The 19,702-nt window shown below is 38.1% G+C and carries 16 protein-coding genes, 2 tRNA genes, 2 riboswitches and 1 other annotated feature; of the genes, 4 read left to right on the top strand and 14 right to left on the bottom strand.

Going from position 1 to position 19,702, the window contains the following annotated elements:
* Nucleotides 1-80 precede the first annotated feature (80 nt).
* The 5 genes from JKP73_RS07175 to JKP73_RS07155 form a co-directional block, all read right to left on the bottom strand.
* A complete protein-coding gene (locus JKP73_RS07175; protein ID WP_021290311.1) occupies nucleotides 81-1,709 on the bottom strand; it encodes an amidohydrolase in 1,629 nt (542 codons plus the stop codon).
* A gap of 31 nt (nucleotides 1,710-1,740) precedes the next feature.
* A complete protein-coding gene (locus JKP73_RS07170; protein ID WP_021290310.1) occupies nucleotides 1,741-3,099 on the bottom strand; it encodes an APC family permease in 1,359 nt (452 codons plus the stop codon).
* Between the two features lie 217 nt (nucleotides 3,100-3,316).
* Nucleotides 3,317-4,795, bottom strand: a complete 1,479-nt coding sequence (locus JKP73_RS07165; protein ID WP_370457703.1) for an aldehyde dehydrogenase family protein — start codon at nucleotides 4,793-4,795, stop codon at nucleotides 3,317-3,319.
* 39 nt (nucleotides 4,796-4,834) lie between these two features.
* The gene (locus JKP73_RS07160) at nucleotides 4,835-6,235 is read right to left on the bottom strand and encodes an aminotransferase family protein (protein WP_200411049.1); all 1,401 of its coding nucleotides are present in this window, start codon (nucleotides 6,233-6,235) and stop codon (nucleotides 4,835-4,837) included.
* A 26-nt stretch (nucleotides 6,236-6,261) separates the two neighbouring features.
* The gene (locus JKP73_RS07155) at nucleotides 6,262-7,500 is read right to left on the bottom strand and encodes a M20 family metallo-hydrolase (protein WP_200411048.1); all 1,239 of its coding nucleotides are present in this window, start codon (nucleotides 7,498-7,500) and stop codon (nucleotides 6,262-6,264) included.
* A 170-nt stretch (nucleotides 7,501-7,670) separates the two neighbouring features.
* Between JKP73_RS07155 and JKP73_RS07150 the strand changes: the two genes are divergently transcribed.
* Nucleotides 7,671-9,059 carry a sigma-54 interaction domain-containing protein gene (locus JKP73_RS07150; RefSeq protein WP_200411047.1) on the top strand — a complete coding sequence of 463 codons (1,389 nt, stop codon included), beginning with the start codon at nucleotides 7,671-7,673 and terminating at the stop codon, nucleotides 9,057-9,059.
* A 186-nt stretch (nucleotides 9,060-9,245) separates the two neighbouring features.
* Nucleotides 9,246-10,355 (top strand): agmatine deiminase, encoded by a 1,110-nt coding sequence (gene aguA, locus JKP73_RS07145; protein WP_188942856.1) that lies wholly within the window; start codon nucleotides 9,246-9,248, stop codon nucleotides 10,353-10,355.
* Between the two features lie 67 nt (nucleotides 10,356-10,422).
* Here the strand turns inward: aguA and JKP73_RS07140 are convergent, their stop codons facing one another.
* Nucleotides 10,423-11,514, bottom strand: coding sequence for an oxidoreductase (locus JKP73_RS07140; RefSeq protein ID WP_021290304.1), 1,092 nt, complete (start codon nucleotides 11,512-11,514; stop codon nucleotides 10,423-10,425).
* Nucleotides 11,515-11,903: 389 nt separating this feature from the next.
* Nucleotides 11,904-11,976, bottom strand: a tRNA-Arg gene (locus JKP73_RS07135).
* A gap of 186 nt (nucleotides 11,977-12,162) precedes the next feature.
* Here JKP73_RS07135 and JKP73_RS07130 point away from each other — a divergent pair.
* Both JKP73_RS07130 and JKP73_RS07125 read left to right on the top strand, forming a co-directional pair.
* On the top strand, nucleotides 12,163-12,813 hold the full coding sequence (locus tag JKP73_RS07130; protein ID WP_021290302.1) for a deoxynucleoside kinase: 651 nt from the start codon (nucleotides 12,163-12,165) through the stop codon (nucleotides 12,811-12,813).
* Nucleotides 12,814-12,829: 16 nt separating this feature from the next.
* Complete coding sequence (locus JKP73_RS07125; protein ID WP_038241589.1) at nucleotides 12,830-13,513, top strand: deoxynucleoside kinase; 684 nt, start codon at nucleotides 12,830-12,832, stop codon at nucleotides 13,511-13,513.
* Nucleotides 13,514-13,558: 45 nt separating this feature from the next.
* On the opposite strand, the gene JKP73_RS07120 is transcribed toward JKP73_RS07125, so the two are convergent.
* The 7 genes from JKP73_RS07120 to JKP73_RS07090 all read right to left on the bottom strand — a co-directional run bounded on the left by JKP73_RS07120 (nucleotide 13,559) and on the right by JKP73_RS07090 (nucleotide 19,164).
* A complete protein-coding gene (locus JKP73_RS07120) occupies nucleotides 13,559-13,855 on the bottom strand; it encodes a TIGR04104 family putative zinc finger protein (RefSeq protein ID WP_021290300.1) in 297 nt (98 codons plus the stop codon).
* Between the two features lie 12 nt (nucleotides 13,856-13,867).
* A complete protein-coding gene (gene proC, locus JKP73_RS07115) occupies nucleotides 13,868-14,686 on the bottom strand; it encodes a pyrroline-5-carboxylate reductase (RefSeq protein ID WP_187370457.1) in 819 nt (272 codons plus the stop codon).
* Nucleotides 14,687-14,753: 67 nt separating this feature from the next.
* Nucleotides 14,754-14,969, bottom strand: a binding site (T-box leader).
* A 210-nt stretch (nucleotides 14,970-15,179) separates the two neighbouring features.
* Nucleotides 15,180-15,272, bottom strand: a tRNA-Ser gene (locus JKP73_RS07110).
* 147 nt (nucleotides 15,273-15,419) lie between these two features.
* Complete coding sequence (locus tag JKP73_RS07105) at nucleotides 15,420-16,628, bottom strand: M20 family metallopeptidase (protein ID WP_200411046.1); 1,209 nt, start codon at nucleotides 16,626-16,628, stop codon at nucleotides 15,420-15,422.
* A gap of 25 nt (nucleotides 16,629-16,653) precedes the next feature.
* Complete coding sequence (locus JKP73_RS07100; RefSeq protein ID WP_021290297.1) at nucleotides 16,654-17,472, bottom strand: MetQ/NlpA family ABC transporter substrate-binding protein; 819 nt, start codon at nucleotides 17,470-17,472, stop codon at nucleotides 16,654-16,656.
* 20 nt (nucleotides 17,473-17,492) lie between these two features.
* A complete protein-coding gene (locus tag JKP73_RS07095) occupies nucleotides 17,493-18,143 on the bottom strand; it encodes a methionine ABC transporter permease (protein ID WP_021290296.1) in 651 nt (216 codons plus the stop codon).
* Complete coding sequence (locus JKP73_RS07090; RefSeq protein ID WP_021290295.1) at nucleotides 18,133-19,164, bottom strand: methionine ABC transporter ATP-binding protein; 1,032 nt, start codon at nucleotides 19,162-19,164, stop codon at nucleotides 18,133-18,135. Before JKP73_RS07090 ends, JKP73_RS07095 begins: the two co-directional genes overlap by 11 nt.
* A gap of 63 nt (nucleotides 19,165-19,227) precedes the next feature.
* Nucleotides 19,228-19,331: riboswitch (SAM riboswitch) on the bottom strand.
* Between the two features lie 138 nt (nucleotides 19,332-19,469).
* A riboswitch (SAM riboswitch) is annotated at nucleotides 19,470-19,575 on the bottom strand.
* Between the last annotated feature and the right edge of the window lie 127 nt (nucleotides 19,576-19,702).

Below are 19,702 nucleotides of genomic sequence, written 5' to 3'. Positions count from 1 at the left end.
TAGGATGCAGGGAGGTGTCATACTTTTTTATCGCCTTTTTTACCTTTATCCCTGCTATAAAACTATCCTAATTACCTAGTCTATGATTTTGTTTTGTTAGACGTATGATTACAATCGTAAACAACTTGGCCATCAACAATTGTAAGTTTTACCTTAGATACCAACATTTCTTCGGCAGGAACCTCGAAAAGATTTCTATCTAGAATAACAAGATCCGCAAGCTTTCCAACCTCCAAGGTTCCTAATTCATTTTCTCTAAAGGTTCCATAAGCAGGGCTTTTGGTATAATCTTTCAATGCTTCTGCTAGAGAAATGCGTTCATGCTCATGCCATGGCGTCCCATCACTTGAGATCCTTGTTACTGCTCGATAAATTTCCAATAGAGGGTTTAATGTTGCAACAGGAAAATCGGTGCCGAGCCCTACAGTTACTCCGCTGCTTTTTAATGTATTAATTGGAAAGACGTATGGCTCTCGCTCTTGACCAATAAGGGAAGTATACGTTTCTCTTTCACTTTGAGCCATCAATTCCGGCTGCATAGAAGCGATAACACCCAACTCATGAAAACGTGAAATGTCGTCCTTCTGAATAACCTCTACATGTTCAATCGTATGTCTGGAGTCTCTTTCCCCATTAACTTTTTGTGCCTCTTCGAATGCATCTAGAGCTAAACGGACAGCCCCATCACCGATCGCATGAAATCGAATTCGAAATCCTTCTTTATCCGCTTTAATGACTTTTTGCTTGATTTCTTCCGGTGAATAGACTAATTCTCCGCACGTCTCTGGATCGTCTGCATAAGGGCCAACCAAATAGGCTGTACGACTTGTTATTACCCCGTCAATAAATCCTTTTAAGCCTGAAAATTGAAGTTTACTCGATGCATATTCCCGATGTAATTGTTTGAGCATTTCCAGGTCAAAATCAATAGACGGAAAAATATGTATCCTCGTTGTTAATTGATCTTTTTCATCAAATTCCTTAAAAAGCTCATAATATTTCTCATTATTATCTCCGTACATATCATTGACTGATGTCACTCCCACCCTGGCAGAGAGAGTAAGAAATTTCTCCAATAGTTGCTTTTCCTTGTCTTTTGAATAATTAAATGCCTTTCGATCAACCAATTTAGTTGCTTTTTCGTATAATATACCAGTTGGTTCACCATTCTCGTCTTTGTTAATAAACCCATAAGGTGGGTTCTCTGTATCACGATGGATGTTGCAAAACGCTAATGTTTTGCTATTAACCCACGCATAATGCATTTCTGCATGATTGAGTAAAACTAGCCGATCTCCAATGACGTGATCCAATGAATAGCGATTTGGCAATTGCTTACCATCCCAGTAACTAGCATCCCAACCGAATCCTATAATCCATTCTTCATCTGGGTGGTCATCCGCATACCTCTTGACCATTTGTACAGCCTCATCTTCAGACCGAGCTTCCGATAGATCCACACCGTTCTCAAATATCGTCCCCATCATCAGATGTAAGTGAAAGTCATGAAAACCTGGTAAAATTAATTGATCTCCATAGTGATATACTTTCGTATTTGGTCCCAAAAACGGATCCACTTCTGTCTTTGAGCCGATCGCTGCAATCTTATTATCAACAATTGCAATATATGCGGAGATTGGTTTATCTAAAATCCCCGTAAAAACAGCGTCACTTGACAGGATAATATCCGCTTCGTTTTGTAAACACATAACTAATTCCTCCAATTTCATCTATAGTTTATTAATGGTTAGACTCGTATTCATTATCTAAAAAGATATCGGAAGTAGATTGTTTCGATTCTTTTATTTGTTTTAAAAGATATATAAATCCCACAACTAGCCAAAGTCCGCCTAAGAAAAAAGAATACCACCCTAAATTCAGCCATAAACACAAAATAAAGACAGCCCCAATTGACGGAATGATCAGATATTTTATTGTCCCTTTAAATGAGCGGTTTCTTTTCTTAATAAAATAATGGCTGATTACAGAGATATTAACGAAAATAAACGTGAAAAAAGCGCCAAAGTTAATAAGTGATGTCGCAGTAGTTAAGTTAAACAACAAAGATGATAGTGCAACGAAGGCAACAATCAAAATATTATAGACTGGCGTATGGAATTTTGGCGAGATATAACCAAAAATTTTCTTAGGCAAAATGTTTTCTCTCCCCATCGCGTACATAATTCGAGAAGCGCTGGAGCTGGATGCAATTGCAGAGGTTAGACTTGGAATAATTCCCGTGACTACAAAAAACGTTTTAAAAAAGATGCCACCTATTAAGTAGGCGATTTCGTACTGAACAGACTGCGGGTCCGTAAACGAACTTATATTTGGATATACCAACTGCAGTAAATAGGTGACGATAACATAGAGAATGCTGCCGACTATTGGAATAATGAAAATAGCCTTTGGGATTGTCTTTGTAGGATTCTTTGTTTCTTCTGATAAAGCTGTAACTGCATCAAATCCTAAATAGGTGAAACAAAGGATCGGAATTACTCCAATCAAACCCGACAATGGAACTTCCTGATCATAAAAAGGCAAAATGGAGAAAGCTGTTCCTGCTCCTTCACCTTTAAGTAAATAATGTAAAGCGAAAACCACAAAGAGAACAAACACCAACAGAGATATAAGAAACACATACGTATTGAAATTTGCCGCAAATTTGATACCAAGAATATTAACTGCCGTGAAAATGATTACGAAAAGAATGATCCAAACAAACATTGGGATACTAGGAAAAAATGCTTTTAAAGCTATTCCTAAAAGTAAGGAGCTTATCATCGGACTTAACATATAATCTAACAAAATAGCCCAACCAACTAAAAAACCTAAATGGGGATGAATGGCTTTTTTTGTAAATGTATAGGCAGCTCCAGCAGAGGGATATGCCTTTACTAATTGTGCGTAACTATATGCAGTGAATAGCATTACAAATAGCGCTATAATATACCCTGTAGCTATCATTCCATCGCTTTGAAAGGCAGCAACACCATACGTTCCAAATACTGTACTAGGCGCCATAAAAGCTAATCCAAAAAAAACTACATGTCTAAAGGATAATACTCGCTTTAGGTCCGCGGTACTTTTTTCTCCCATTCCCCCACCCTTTCACAAATATAAATGTACGGACATTCAGAAAGTGATGAACAACAAATGATATAAAAGACATCCATTAGCTGCTTAATCATTGCTACAATCTGATTCCGGCATAGAGTAGTATCTTGATGAAAACTGAACCAAAACCATTTCTATCTTAAGGACTTACCTAACAACCTCTATAAATAACAATAGAGAATTGTCAGGTAAGGGGTTTTTACTCCAAGTTAATCCATACGCTCTTAACCTCTGTATAATTATCTAATGCATAGGATCCCATTTCACGACCGATACCGGATTCCTTATAACCTCCAAAAGGCGCAGCAGCATTTGTGAGATTGTAGCAATTCACCCATACCGTTCCAGCCTTTAACTTCCTAGATAACTTGTGTGCATTTCTTAAATCTTCCGTCCAGAGACCTGCTGCCAAACCATAAGAACTACAATTGGCACGTTCAATTGCCTCATCAACTGTACTATACGGCATCGCTACAACAACAGGTCCAAATATTTCTTCTTTTGCTATGGTCATATGATCTTCTACATCTGAAAACACGGTTGGTGTAACAAAGTATCCTTTTTCTGACTTTTCTCCACCAGTTAACAGATTCGCCCCTTCCTCAACACCTTTATTTATATAAGAAATAACTACTTCTTGCTGCCTGGCGGATACTAGTGGCCCCATGGCTGTATTTTCGTCTAAGCCATGACCTAGCTTAACGTTATGAGCATAATCTACTAACTTATTAACAACCTCATCGTAAAGATGGTCTGGTATAAACACTCTAGATCCTGCACAACATATTTGCCCCTGATTAGCCATAATTCCGCTAAATACACCTGGTATTGCTTTATTCAGATCTGCATCAGGCAAAATGATATTTGGTGATTTTCCACCGAGTTCCAATGTAACCCGTTTTAACGTATTAGCAGCTTCCTTCATGATAGATTGGCCGACGGGGGTAGAGCCTGTGAAAGCAATTTTATTTACCTTCGGATGTTTCACAAGTGCTTCGCCAGCCGTTTTGCCAAAGCCATTAATAATATTTATGACGCCTTTAGGGAACCCGGCTTCTTCAATCAGCTTAGCCAAGTACAAAGCGGACAACGGGGTTTGCTCCGCAGGCTTCAATATAATCGTACACCCTGTTGCTAGAGCCGGGGCTATTTTCCATAAAGCCATCATAATAGGGAAATTCCAAGGTATTATTTGGCCAACCACACCTACAGGCTCATGGTGCGTATAATTAAAATATGATTGTGAAATAGGAATCGTTTGTCCAGTCATTTTAGTCGTCCAGCCAGCATAATATCGAAGCTGTTCAATAGCATTGGGTAAATCACTTTGGGTCATTTCTTTGATCGATTTCCCATTGTCTAAACTATCTATCTGTGCTAGAACCTCAAAATCGTGTTCCATCAAATCAGCTAATCGATGCATTAATTTCGATCTTTCATAAGAACTAATTGCCGGCCAATCCCCTTCTTCAAAGGCTGTAGACGCGGCATGAACAGCCATATTAACATCGAGTTCGCCAGCTTCATGAACAGTTGCTAATACTTCTCCTGTTGCTGGATTAATCGTTTCAAACAAATTGCCGTCTATGGATTCATGCCATTCCCCATTGATAAATAATCTTTTCGGTTCGTTTAAAAATGCTGTTACTTTTGGGTGCAATTCTAATTCATGTTTAATCACAAGTAGACCTCCTGTTTACCAAAGATTAGAGTATGCCTAGTTTTTAAGTTTTTGTGAGAAAGCAGTTAATGCGTCGTCCAAAATTTGGATGATCTTCTCTACATCATTTTTATTGACGATCAGAGGAGGAGCAATAGCTACAATATTCATTCCTGGTTCAAAATCAAATGGTCTAATTAACAGCCCTCTTTCATAGCAATTTTCTACAAGCGTAGTAGCTGCTTTTACAGAACCATCAAAGGGAATATCAGCTTTTGGATCCTCCATTAAATCAAACCCAGCTAATAAGCCTTTGGTTCTTCCATTTGTTACAAAATGATACTTATCCTCCAGATAGTGAAGTCCTTTCTCAAGCTCTTGCCCCATTAGACTTGCATTACTAACAAGACCATCACGTTCTATAATTTCAATATTTTTTAATCCAACGGCACAAGCTGTTGGGTGTCCGCTGTATGTGAATCCGTGTGCTAACATGTCGTCATACTCGGTAATCGTATCGCGGATGTGTTCTTTCATGATTACACCGCCTAGTTGGGCATATCCGCTAGTTATTCCTTTTGCAATTGACATAAAATCAGGAACAATCTCCCAGTGATCAACACCAAACATTTTTCCAGTTCGTCCAAATCCACAGATAACTTCATCAGCGATGAGATGAATATCAAATTCATCACAGAGTTTTCTTACCGCTTTGAGATATCCTTCAGGAGGGATATGGACTCCTCCAGCACCTTGAATAGGCTCGACAATGACAGCAGCGATCCTATCTTTACCTTCCTTTTCAATGATGCTTCTAATACTTCCTTCATACTCAGGATGATCTTTGGCACCAAGCTCACATTCAGTAAGATGGGCTTTGGCATTATCGATATCCGGATCGATGGACCCGGAAAAGTTGCGGTAAGCATCGATTCCTGTTGCTCTTTGTGCTGCAACGGTTACACCATGGTAGCCTCTTCTTAAAGAGATAATCTTTCTTTTTTCCGTATAGCCCCGTAATTGCCAGTAAAATCTGGATAGTTTGAATGCCGTATCATTGGATTCTGAACCACCAGAAGTAAAAAATATTGTATTTAGGTCTCCTGGTGCTAAAGCTGCTATCTTTTCAGCTAAACGGACAGTTGGCTCATTGGCATAACCATAGAAAGTAGAAGCGTAAGCAATATTGGTCATTTGTTGATAAGAAGCATCTGCCAATTCTTTTTGTCCATGACCTAAGTTAACATTCCACAACATCGACACTCCGTCGATATAAGTGTTGCCTTTCATATCATGAAGATGAATACCTTTACCTCCAGAAAAAATAAGTTTTGGACCATGTTGAACCTGTGCCTTAGGATTCGTAGATGGATGCAGAAGATGCTTCCGATCTAAGATTGATAATTCACTTGCTAATTTTTCAGGATTTGAATGTTGGGCTAGTTTGCTTTTACTCATATAACCACTCCTTAATAAAGATAAATTTACACCGTGTTAGCTAGTTTTTGTATAACATACAGAAGGGTATTTGCGCCTTTTTCTATATCATCACCTAAAGTAAGTTCTTGCTCATTATGACTGATCCCGTGAATACTAGGCAGAAAAATCATGCCGCTATTAGCTAATCGGGTCATATACTTAGCGTCATGACCTGGACCACTGAATAGTTTTAAAGAGGAATACCCCCATTTTTGGGCTGCCTCATTAATAGCTTCGGTTACAGTTGAAGAAAATCTAACGGCATCCGAGTGCCAGTCTGTAGTAATCGTTACCTCGACATTATTCATTAAAGCAATGGTACTTAGCTGTTCCTTCAACCTTTCAATAGCATAGGATCTTATTTCATCATCTTCATGACGAATATCGATCATAAATTCGACTTCGCCTGGTATTACATTTGTAACATTAGGTTTGACATGCAATTTACCAATTGTTGTTTTTAATCCTTCCATTTCTTTCGTTAACTCGTTTACTTTTGTAATCATTTTGGAGGAAGGAACAAGCGCGTCTCTTCGGTTACTCATAGGTGTAGGTCCGGCGTGATTTGTTTCACCTGTAACGGATACATTTAGCCAGCTCATCCCCTGAATACCTTGAACAATACCTATCGACTTATTTTGATTATCGAGAATTGGTCCTTGTTCAATATGAAGTTCTATAAAATTTTTTATATTTTTTATTCGATTTTTCTCTATTCCTAAGTACCCACTGTCTATCAGCGCTTTTTCAAAGGATACATTATCGTCATCCTTAATATTGTAGATGAATTCCTTTGCTAAGCTTTCGGTTAATCCTCCAGAACCAAGCATAGGAGGCTCAAACCTTGCGCCCTCTTCATTAGTGAAATTGATAATTTCTATTGGGTAATCGGTTTCAATATTATGCTCATTTAATACCCTGATCACCTCCAACGCTGTTAAAACACCTAAAACTCCATCAAAACGCCCTCCGCAAGGCTGTGTATCTAGATGAGAGCCAACAGCTACAGCGGGGCCATCATGGATTTTACCTTCTCTTCTTCCATAAATATTGCCGAAATCGTCATATCTCACTTGCAAATCTTCTTGGCGCAGCCATGTAACATATTTATTACGCATCGCTTGATCTTCTTTTGTTAGGGCAAGCCGATTTAACCCTCCATTCTTAGTAGCACCAATTGAGGAGCTTACTTTTATTGTTTCTAGTAAACGATTTCTATTAATTCTCAACATCAATGACTCCATATCTTACCTCCTCATTATTAATCATGCAATTTTCATGCCAAAAATAAAATTGCAAAAAACATGAGAAATTAGATTTTTAGTTTGAGAATTGATACGATATAGTTTAAATTCGAGTTGATTTTGGATCGAATCGAATCAATTTCGGTTCATCCTATAAAGGGGAGAGGGATATGGACAAAAAATTTTTTGAAGATAGTCACTTTCATCATATTTTTAACCATTTAAAGGATGGCATCTTTATTGCTGACTGCAATGGGGTTGCACTATGGATTAATGATACAAGTACGAAACAAATGGGGGCGCCGCGCTCTCAGGTGATAGGCAGAAATGTGAAGGAGTTGGAAAATAACGGACTATTTACGCCATCTGTCACAAAAATTGTCTTAGAAAAAAAAGAGACCGTCACAAAGGTTCAAACCTCGAAAGGGCGGCAATATTTAGCAACTGGATATTTAGTCAACATCAAAACCGATAATACGAAATATATCCTAGTACAGGTTAAAGACATCACAGAAACAGTGAGAGCTTCATTTAAATTAGAAAAAGCAGAAACACTTTTGCAAAAATATTGGGAAGAATTACAATTAATGAAGGAAAAACAAAACGAAGTAAATAAAAAGCAAGTAGTCATCGGAAAAAGTAAGAAGCATGAGGAAATGTTGGATTTAATAAGCAGGGTATCCAAAGTCGATGCAACCATTCTCCTAAATGGGGAGACAGGTGTCGGAAAGAGCATGATAGCTGAGGAAATTCATAAAAGAAGTAACCGACCTGACAAGCCGTTTGTAGAAATCAATTGTGGAGCAATACCAGAAACATTGCTGGAATCGGAGTTATTTGGTTATAAGAAGGGGGCATTTACAGGCGCAAATAGTGGGGGAAAAGTTGGTTTGGTAGAGAAGGCAAATGGGGGAACTCTTTTTCTCGATGAAATTGCAGAACTGCCATTGGCGCTACAACCAAAGCTGCTTCAACTATTACAAAATAAATCATTTATTCCAATTGGTTCAACAGATCTGAAGAAGGTAGATGTGCGAATTATAACTGCCACCAACCAAAACCTTTTAAAAATGGTAGAGGATAAACAATTTCGAGAGGATTTATATTATCGACTTAATGTTGTTTCGATCCATATTCCAGCGTTAAGAGAACGGAAAGATGATATCCTTCCTCTGGTTTACCATTACTTTGACTTGTTTAAAACCAAGTATAAAACAACATCTAACCTGAGCAAAGACTTGTTATCATACCTAAAAAATTACAGTTGGCCAGGCAATATTCGTGAGTTGGAAAACATGGTAGAAAGATTAGTAGTTACCGCAAAATCAACTACTATTGAAAAAACAGACCTATCAGAAGAAGTGCTGGAGGAATTTCACCATAAGAAAAAACCTGCTTTTAGTTTAAATGGGCAAAGCCTCCCCAGTTTTTTAGGTCAAATTGAAAAGAAAGTCATTCAGGAAGCACAAATGGAGCACCAATCAACAAGGAAAGCTGCTCAATCTCTAGGAATAACCCAATCTTCTTTCATGCGAAGATTAAAAAAATACAACATTTAATATAAGCTTCTCCCGTTCCTAACGGAGTGAACCGAAATTAACTCAATCCTATAATTAAGTCTATAACGATTATTTTCAAATAGAAAGGATGCTGATAAGGATAACAATCTAAATCAATTGGAAGGCATTGAAAATGGCATTAAATTTGCATAGATGTTAAAGATACTTATTTTAAGGGGGATGGACATGGTAGTTGACCTATATAGTACACCTAAACAAGACGGATATAGAATGCCTGGGGAATTTGAAAATCATAAAGGTACATGGATGCTTTGGCCGACCAGAACAGACACTTGGAGATCAGGAGCTAAACCTGCTCAGAGAGTTTATAGTAAGGTAGCTAAGGCAATCTCAATGTTTGAGCAAGTTACAATGTGTGTAGGGGCAGAACAATTTGAAAATGCTCGTGCACTTTTACCGGACGATATCCGTATAGTGGAACTATCATCTAATGATGCCTGGATGCGCGATATTGGACCAACGTTTGTTACTAATGATAAGGGCAACATTCGAGGCATAGACTGGGGGTTTAATGCCTGGGGCGGTATAGAGGAAGGTCTTTATTATCCATGGGATAAAGACCTTCTTGTAAAACAAAAAGTGTTGGAAATTGAACAAATCAATAGATATGATGCGAATGACTTCATACTAGAAGGTGGAGCAATTACCGTAGATGGGCAAGGAACACTTATTACGACTGAACAATGTCTCCTAAATCCGAATCGAAACCCGCAGTTGACAAAAGAAGAAACCGAAGAAAAGTTACGCCAATACTTAGGTATTGAGAAAGTCATTTGGTTAAAAGGTGGTTTAATCGGCGATGAAACAGATGGCCACGTGGATGAAGTGGTGTTTTTCGTCCGACCAGGTGAAGTTGCCATTGGTTGGACAGACGATCCAGATCACCCACAATATCCAGTGCTTCAAGAAGCCATTACGATACTCCAAGAGGCTACGGATGCCAAGGGGCGGAAGTTGAAGATTCATAAATTGCACCTGCCCCAACAAGTGACTTTGAGTGAATCAGAAAGCCTAGAAATCGATTTTTCCAATCACAGTTTTGAACGAACATCCGAGAAAACCTTTATAGCAACATATATTAATTGTTATTTATGTAATGGTGGAGTGATTTTACCAACATTTGATGATCCTCAAGATGTTTATGCGATTGAAAAGTTTAAAGAAATGTATCCAGATCGAAAAATAATTCCAATCAACACCCGGGAAATATCCGTCGGTGGTGGTAACATCCACTGTATTACTCAACAGCAGCCGTTACCTTATAACGGTAAATAATTGGAAAATGCATTTATGAAAAAATCCCAGTGAGAGCAATTGCTCCCACTGGGATTTCATTGTTACGTTACATTTCTAACTCGAAATCTTTAATATAGGCTTTTGGTGTCATAATTGCTTTCCCATCCCACTTATCTAACGGTCTGCCTTCTTTTACGCGGTTTGGGGTATCAGGATTAGCAAGGGCTTGGCGGGCAACACCAATAAAATCCGCTTGGCCTTTTTCGATCACAGTTGAAGCTTTTTCTGGATCACCTAATTGACCACAAGCAATAACTGGTTTCCCAGAGAATGCTTTGGCAGCTTCAGACATCGTCATCGTACCTTCACCGAATCCTGATGTGGCTGCGTCATCATCCGAAATATGAATATAATCAATATCGGTTTTACCTAATTCAGAGAAGATAATCTCAGCATCTGCTTCTCCCCCTGGCCATTTATAACTGCCATTTGTCGCTTTCAATTGAGAAATCCGAATGCCAAGGATCATGTTTCCACCGATAGCTGCTCGAACTTCTTCAATTAATTCTTTTAAGAAGCGAAGACGATTTTCTACACTTCCACCATATTGATCTGTACGATGATTGCTAATTTCCGATAGAAATTCATCTAGTAAATAACCATTTGCGCCGTGCAGCTCAACCCCATCGAATCCAGCTTGCTTGGCATAGATAGCGGATTGTGCAAAGCTTTGCTTGATTTCAGTCATTTCTTCTACCGATAGCTCTTTGGCAGTAGGAAATGGACCACTGCCACCATAAACCTCCACTTTATCTTGAGGAGGTGAAAACGGGGAAGGAGCAACCGTTACATCTGAATAATAACTCCCTTGTGATTGTGCTCCTGCATGCATTAATTGAGCAATCATGAGTGAACCATGCGATTTAACACGATCTACGATTGGTTTCCAATGGGTTGCATGCTTTTCGGTTGCTAGTCCCCCTTGATTTTCATAACCTTGGCTATATTTTGTATCCGGATACACTCCTTCAGTGATAACTGCGGCAAATCCACCCTTAGCAAAGCGTTCATAATATTCACTTACGCGCTCATTTGGCGTACCGTCCTTTTCTGAACTTACTCTTGTCATCGGTGCCACGATATAACGATTTTTTAAGATTTGCATTCCTAAATATGCTTGTTCAAATAAATTATTCATGTCATTCAGCCTACTTTCCGTCGTTAAAAATACACATCTTCTTCTTACTTTCCCAATTGGTAGTGAAATTAAACATCCAAACTATACACATTAATTAATCTATGAGATAATATAATTAGGCTTTGGTTAAGTCGAAAGGAGTTGATCCATATCTTTGTTCTTTCCAGAACTATTAATGGGACAACTGAAATGTTGAAGGACTCTAACAGCCACTCGTGTAAAACTTTCACTGATTTTAATGCTGCTAATTTATTAGCAAAGAAACTCAACATGAACACACAAACAAACTTACAATGGGAAGTTAAAAAACATTATATAAAAAAATAAGTAGGTAGCTGCCTACTTATTTTTTGTTTATAAAGGGATCTAAACATAAATTGGTTTTATTACGCCCCCGGCAGGATTCGAACCTGCGACACACGGTTTAGGAAACCGATGCTCTATCCCCTGAGCTACGGGGGCATGATATAGAAAGACAATCGTTTTGACCCTATCTGATCTACAGGCTTTTTTACCAAGCAATATTCATTATACAAAATTGTGGCAGACTTGAAAAGTATCAGATCTAATTATACATGGTACTCGATTTGCTTGTATGATAAAATATAATACATGTGTTTAGGTAGATATGGATTGGAGGATGAAGTAATGGCAAGAGCTCCTTTTATCGCCATTGAAGGGCCAATAGGTATAGGAAAAACATCATTGGCCAAAAAGATTTCCTCGCATTTTGACTATCATTTGTTAAAGGAAATTGTGGAGGAAAACCCATTTCTAGGAAAATTTTATGAAAATATTGAGGAATGGAGTTTTCAAACAGAAATGTTCTTCCTTTGCAATCGTTTTAAACAATTGGAAGACATTGAGACAAAATATCTCAGCGACAATAAAGCAGTGGTCGCTGATTACCATATATCGAAAAATATGATCTTTGCAAAACGTACCCTTCCAGCGGATAAATTTGAGAAATACGAGCAAATTTATCATATCTTAACAAAGGATATGCCTGTACCAAATATGATGATCTATTTACATGGTAGTTTGGATACGATTATAAATCGAATTCATCAACGTGGCAGGGAAATCGAACAACATATTAAAACTTCTTATCTCGCTCAACTTTCACAGGATTATGAAAATTATATGAATGAATTCGAAATCATGCATCCTGATATTCCTGTTATTCGAGTGAATGGAGATGAAATTGATTTTGTTCGATACCAAAAACATTTAGAACAAATTATTAACCAAGTGGATGAACAGCTACAAAAGGTTACTTCAGAAGTAAGAAAAGGTTAAAAAAGGGGAAACAATCATGAATTTAAGAGAAAAATACCATATTCCAAATGATAGTATCATTACCATAGCAGGCACAGTTGGAGTAGGTAAATCAACCATGACTCATGCTTTAGCAAAAGCACTACGATTTAAAACTTCACTAGAGAAAGTGGATACGAACCCATATTTAGAAAAATTCTATCATGATTTTGAGCGCTGGAGCTTTCATTTACAGATTTACTTCCTAGCGGAACGATTTAAAGAACAGAAAAAGATATTTGAATATGGTGGAGGTTTTATACAAGATCGTTCCATTTATGAGGATACAGGGATTTTTGCGAAAATGCATTACGATAATGGGACCATGTCAAAAACCGATTATGAGACCTATAAAAGCTTATTCGATGCAATGGTAATGACACCATACTTCCCACATCCAGACCTGTTAATTTATCTAGAAGGCTCTTTTGACGATGTTATTAATCGAATTCAATCTCGAGGCCGTGAAATGGAAAAAAACACACCTATTTCTTATTGGAAAGAAATGTATAAACGATACGAAGATTGGATTAATAATTTTAACGCCTGCCCAATACTAAGAATTAATATTTCCGATTATGATCTCTTGAAACAAGAGGAATCAATCGAACCAATCCTAGAAAAGGTTGGACACTTTATTCAACAATCGAGACGTTGGAAATCAAGAGAATTAATCAAATAATATGCGCCCATACCAGGGCGCATTTTTGTTAACAAAAGAATACCTCTACCATAGTGCTTCCTCTTCTTCGCTCAATTCGATTGAAAATGGCACGATTGCTAGAATAAACATTAGTAAAATCCCCGCCATAATAAATAATCCAGAAACGGAAAAGTCGAAAATCATATTCATTAGAAAGATAAAAGGAAGCATAATAATGGAATTCATCGCCTCTTTTTTCCGACTCTGTGCAGAATGATAATTTGCTTCACCACAATAAGGACATGGCATTTTTATTCGAAAACAACGTTTCAATGTATCTACATACTCCCACTGCTTCTCACAATGAGCACAAATTGGCATGGATCCGCCTCCTTATTTTTCATTCCCTAATTCAATGGACCGATCACGGGCAGCTTGCACACATTCCATAATAATCTTTTGGAAATCGTTTCTTTTTAAGGATTCGATACCCGCTTGTGTGGTTCCTGCTGGACTTGTAATCTTTTCCCTTAATGCCGCAGCAGTATCTTCTGACTGCTGTAACATCTCGCCAGCACCTAGGATCGTTTGAGCAATCAACGATTTGGCCGTATCCCTATCTAGTCCAGATGATATGGCTGCTGCTTCCATTGCTTCTACGAGGTAATATATATAAGCAGGCCCACTTCCAGAAATACCTGTAACGATATGCATATCGGATTCATCTACAATTTCTGTTGTTCCTATTGTTTCAAAAAGTACCCTTGCTTCCTTCATATGGTTTTCACTAGCATGGATTCCTGCTGCAAGTGCCGTAGCAGAATAGCCAATGGATGCGGAAGTATTGGGCATTGCCCGTATAATTGGAATCTCAATGCCAAATAATTCTTGAATGGATTCCGTAGAAATGCCTGCTGTAACAGAAATAATTAATTGATCTGTTGTAACATAAGCCTTAATTGAATCAATTGCCTGCTCCATATCGTATGGTTTCGTAGCAAGAATGATGATATCCGTATCCGTTGTCAATTTTTCCTTATCCATCATGCTATTAATTTGATAGCGCTGTTCTAACCGCGTAATACGTTCTCGGTTGCTCCGATTTGTAACGATGATCTTTTCATTATCTACAATTTCAGCACGTACCATACCTGAAATGATTGCTTCAGCCATGGATCCTGCACCAATAAAAGCTATTTTTTTATTCATTATCAAAACCTCCTCTAGGTTATTGCTACTAAATTAGAATTAAGAATCAAAAAAACCCTTTTCATCCAATATGAAGGACGAAAAGGGTTTTCCGCGGTACCACCTAAATTGACATAGATTTCCTATGTCCAGCTTTTATTTTTAACACAGTCTTATCTGCGGTCAGTTTTTAACTAACGGCTCAGAGGTAGGTTCATACCCGTCGTTGACGTTGGGATCTTTCAGCCGATGAATCCCATTCTCTTTCGTACGTACATGGTACTACTAGCCTCTTCACTGCCTTTTTATAGTATTGGCTTAGATATGTACTATATGCTGAAATACGTGAAATGTCAAGTTCATCTATAATTAAGTATAATAAGGTTATAGTAATTATATGTTTACAATGAAAGCTTTTCTATAAGAAGTGAAAGAGCATTTTCTTATAAAATACGAAAAAAACCGCTACACAGTAACGGTTTTCTTATCTCCAAAATTTTATGCGCTAATTTTTAAATGGAGGAGGTAGAGGGATTCGAACCCCCGCGGGCTGTTACACCCCTGGCGGTTTTCAAGACCGCTCCCTTCAGCCAGACTTGGGTATACCTCCGTGGCAACAGAATATACTATATCACGGTCGGATAAGCTTGTCAATTAGAAAATCAGATTTCATAATTTTCTTTTGATTAGCAGATAAATATTACGTAAAAAGAAAAGAAGAAATCCTGGTTTCGCAAGATTTCTTCAAACCTAACTCTTACCTTTCCTTTATTCTTTCTTGAAACTCACGTTGTATTCGTTTATATACTGTTTTATCCGTAATTAATTGAAAAGCAGTATATGCTGCTGCTTTTGCTCCAATAATCAAAGCTTGATCCGCTTTTTCTGATTTAGCAGCATCCCGAAATGCTTCCGTATGCCCTATTAGATCACTTGGACCAATTTTAATATGTGGATGAATGGTTGGAATAACCTGACTTATATTTCCTGCGTCCGTCGAGCCAAGTGCAGTATGATCCGTTGTATGAACAGTCTCTCCTAACTCCTCCACTACTTGGGTAAATACATCATCAAAACAACGATTTATAATAAAATTATCTACTTGATTTTGGAATGCAAAAACGTTCACCTTGGACCCCGTTGCCAATGCTGCTCCTTCTGCTATTGACTTAATACGAGCTGTTACATCATCTAAGACGGTTCGTGAGGCTGCTCTGATGAAGAAGCGTGCCTTAGCATATTCCGGTACAATATTAGGCGCATCTCCACCATCTGTTATAATTCCATGAATACGTACATCACTTGGAAGGTGTTGACGTAGTGCATTAATTCCATTAAATAATTGGATTACTCCGTCCAGCGCATTAATCCCTTGTTCAGGATAGGCAGATGCGTGCGCAGGCTTCCCAAAGAATTCAAAATCCAATGGATCAACAGCCAACGTTGGTCGAGTAGTATTTGTTTCAGCACCTGGGTGAACAATAATCGCAGCGTCTATATCATCTATTCGGCCTGCTTTTACAAAGCTTCCTTTCGCACTGCCATTTGGCCCACCTTCCTCAGCCGGTGTCCCAAGTACTACCAATTCACCACCAATCTCATCAATGACTTTGCTAAGACCAATGGCAGCAGCAATACTAAGGCTGCCAATCATATTATGGCCACAAGCATGACCTATACCCGGCAATGCATCGTATTCTGCTAAAAAACCGATTGTACGCCCTTTGTTTTTCCCCGTTTTTCTGGCAATAAAGGCAGTTGGATGTCCTGCGATATCCTTTTCTACCTCAAAGCCTTCCTCTACCAAAATATCAGTTAGTGTTTTTGCTGCGTAAACTTCCTGATTTCCGATTTCTGGATTTTCATGGATTGCATGGCTTATTCCTATATATCTTTCTGAATTTGCATCAATATACGCAGCAATTTGTTTCTTTAATTTTGTTGTTCGATCAATTGCAACTGTCATCCTTGCTCACCTCGTTTTTTGTTAATTAATGACCGATTTCACTTAACGGAACAAATGTAGGAATAGAATTTCCATTTCGTTCTTCTTCTATAAAGTTGGCAACATCCTCTGTTTGATAAATTTCCGCTAATTGCTTTAATACCTCATTGTTTTTATCTTTCTCTTGGACGGCAATGATATTTATATAAGGGGTTGCTGTTTCATCTTCATGGTAGATAGCGTCATCTAACGGGCTAAATCCTGCATCAACAGCAATACCATTATTAATTATCGAAGCATCCACATCTGGTAATACACGAGGGGTCTGACCAGCAACTAATAATTCAAACTGAAGGTTTTTTGGGTTCTCAACAATTTTGTCTAGTGACCCATTGCCATCAAATCCCTCTTCTAACTTAATTAAACCAGCTTCTTCTAAAAGAAGGAGACCTCTTCCCATGTTTGTCGCTTCTTTCGCTAAGGCAATCGTTCCACCTTCTGGAATATCCTCTGGTTGATCATGTTTTTCAGAATACAATCCCATTGGCGCAATAACGGTCGTGGCAATTGGTGTTAAATCTAGATTATGCTCCTTTATAAAGGCATCAAAATAAGATACCGTTTGAAAAGCATTTGCATCAATTTCACCTTCAGCTAAAGCTAGATTTGGCTGCACATAATCAGAGAATCGGACGATCTCTACATTTATCCCTTCCTCTTTTGCTTTTTTGGCTACATATTCCCAAATGGTTGTGTCGGATCCGCTTATCCCTACCTTTACTGTTGTAGCTGCATCACTACTAGAACAAGCAGTAATAACGATTGTTGATAGAATAAGTGCTAAAAACACAAATAATTTTTTCATGCTGTTCGCTCCTTTTTATCTTATCTTCTTCTTATTTTCTTAGAAATGAAATTACCGGTTGATTGCAGTCCTTGAACCATAACGACAAGAATACCAACTGTAATCAGCATCACCGTTGTATCAAAGCGTTGGTATCCATAGGTGATTGCTAGATCACCAAGACCACCACCGCCAACAGCTCCTGCCATCGCAGATGCGCCTACTAGCCCAATGGTTGCAATAGTGATACCTAATAATAAAGAACTTAACGCTTCTGGAATAAGGAAACGAATAATAATTTGCCACGGTGTTGCCCCCATTGCTTGAGCTGCTTCCATTACTCCTGGGTCAACTTCCAATAGAGAGTTTTCAATTAATCTAGCAATATAGGGACCTGCATACAAAATCATTGGGACAATTGCTGCCGCAGTACCAATTGATGTGCCAACCACTAATCTGGTAAACGGAATGACAGCGACCATAAGTATAATGAATGGAATTGATCGAAAGATGTTTATAAATGCGTTCAAAACCGTAAAAACCACTTTATTCTCCCATAAATGTCCTTTCCTTGTTACCACTAATAGAATTCCTAATATAAGTCCTATCACAAAGGAGAAAAGTAAAGAAATACCAACCATTAGGATTGTCTCCCATAATGCTGCTACAATTTGTTGGTTATCAACTAACATCTGCTAACACTTCCTTTATCGTGACATCTTGTTGGTGAATATGCATGATCACTCGGTTAATTTCCTTTTCGTCTCCATCAAATTTGACAATTAAATTGCCAAAAGGAATACCTTGTAACTCCGTAATACTCCCAAATAAAACATTCACTTCGACAGCATACTGCTTAGCTATTTGCGATAGTAACGGAGCGCCTGCTGAAGATCCAACGAATACAATACGGTATATCTGATGTCGTTCGTCTTGTGCTTTTACGAGTTGATAAACCGATTCCGGTATCTCATCATGCATCACGGAACGTACAAAATTTTTGGCTATCTCTGTTCGAGGTTGGGAAAATACGTCAAATACAGAACCAGCTTCCACCACTTTTCCACTATCCAAAACGGCCACTTTATCGCAAATTTCCCTAATTACACCCATTTCATGAGTAATGATTAAAATCGTTAAATTATATTCTTCATTTACTTTCTTTAATAATTGCAATATCGACTTCGTTGTTTCTGGATCGAGTGCTGACGTTGCTTCATCACATAACAACACCTTTGGCTTTGTGGCTAATGCACGTGCAATTCCAACACGCTGTTTTTGCCCTCCTGATAACTGATCAGGATAACTATTTGCCTTATCCGCTAGTCCTACAAATGCCAATAAATCGTCAACTCGCTTTTTCACTTCATTTTTTGGGATATTAGCTAATAATAAAGGCATAGCCACATTGGTATACACCGTTTTCGAGTTTAATAGATTGAAATGTTGAAATATCATTCCAATGCTTCGTTTTGCTTCCCTTAATTCCTTTGCTGAAAGGTTGAGTATGTCCTGACCATCTACGATTACTTTCCCAGAAGTTGGTCGCTCCAATAGGTTTACACAGCGGATGAGAGAACTTTTTCCTGCGCCACTAAAACCAATCACACCATATATTTCTCCCTTTTCAATTTGTAAATTCACCTGATCCAATGCTTTTACTTGCTGTTCTTTGCCGTTATATATTTTTGTTACTTGATCAAACGTAATCATGCTGTCACTCCCCTTCTAAATAAAAAAGCCTCTTCATCAAAGAAGAGGCTATCCATTACCCTCTTCTTATCTTTCAAGCATCATTCGCTTGCTGGATTTGGCACAGTACTTAATCGTCCGCTGCCGAGGTTTCTTAGGGCCAGTCCCTCCACCTCTCTGGATAAGAAGTATTAAAATTTTATGAACATGTAAACATTTTGTGTTCACGATCGATCATACAATCCTTGATGAATCGGTTTTAAAGGTGTTTACAAAAGAAAAATCCCTCCTTTTAATCAAGAAGAGATTCCATATGTGGCGCTCTCTTCTTATTTTCCAAGCACAGTAGCTTGTTGGATTTGGCACAGTACTTTTAACAGTCCGCTGCCGAGGTTTCTTAGGGCCAATTCCCTCCACCTCTCTGAATAAGAAGTATTCGTTAATATAATTATGATGATTATTAGATTACTACGCTTCTTTCATTCTGTCAATCACTATTTTGAAAAAATTTTAAAATTTTCCGCTTTCCTTTATGTAATTTTACCTATCGTTTATTGCG

Origin of the sequence: Virgibacillus salexigens, from assembly GCF_014905415.1 — a bacterium.
In the GTDB taxonomy this organism is placed as follows: domain Bacteria; phylum Bacillota; class Bacilli; order Bacillales; family Amphibacillaceae; genus Virgibacillus; species Virgibacillus salexigens.
This window is presented reverse-complemented; position numbering and strand designations above follow the sequence as displayed.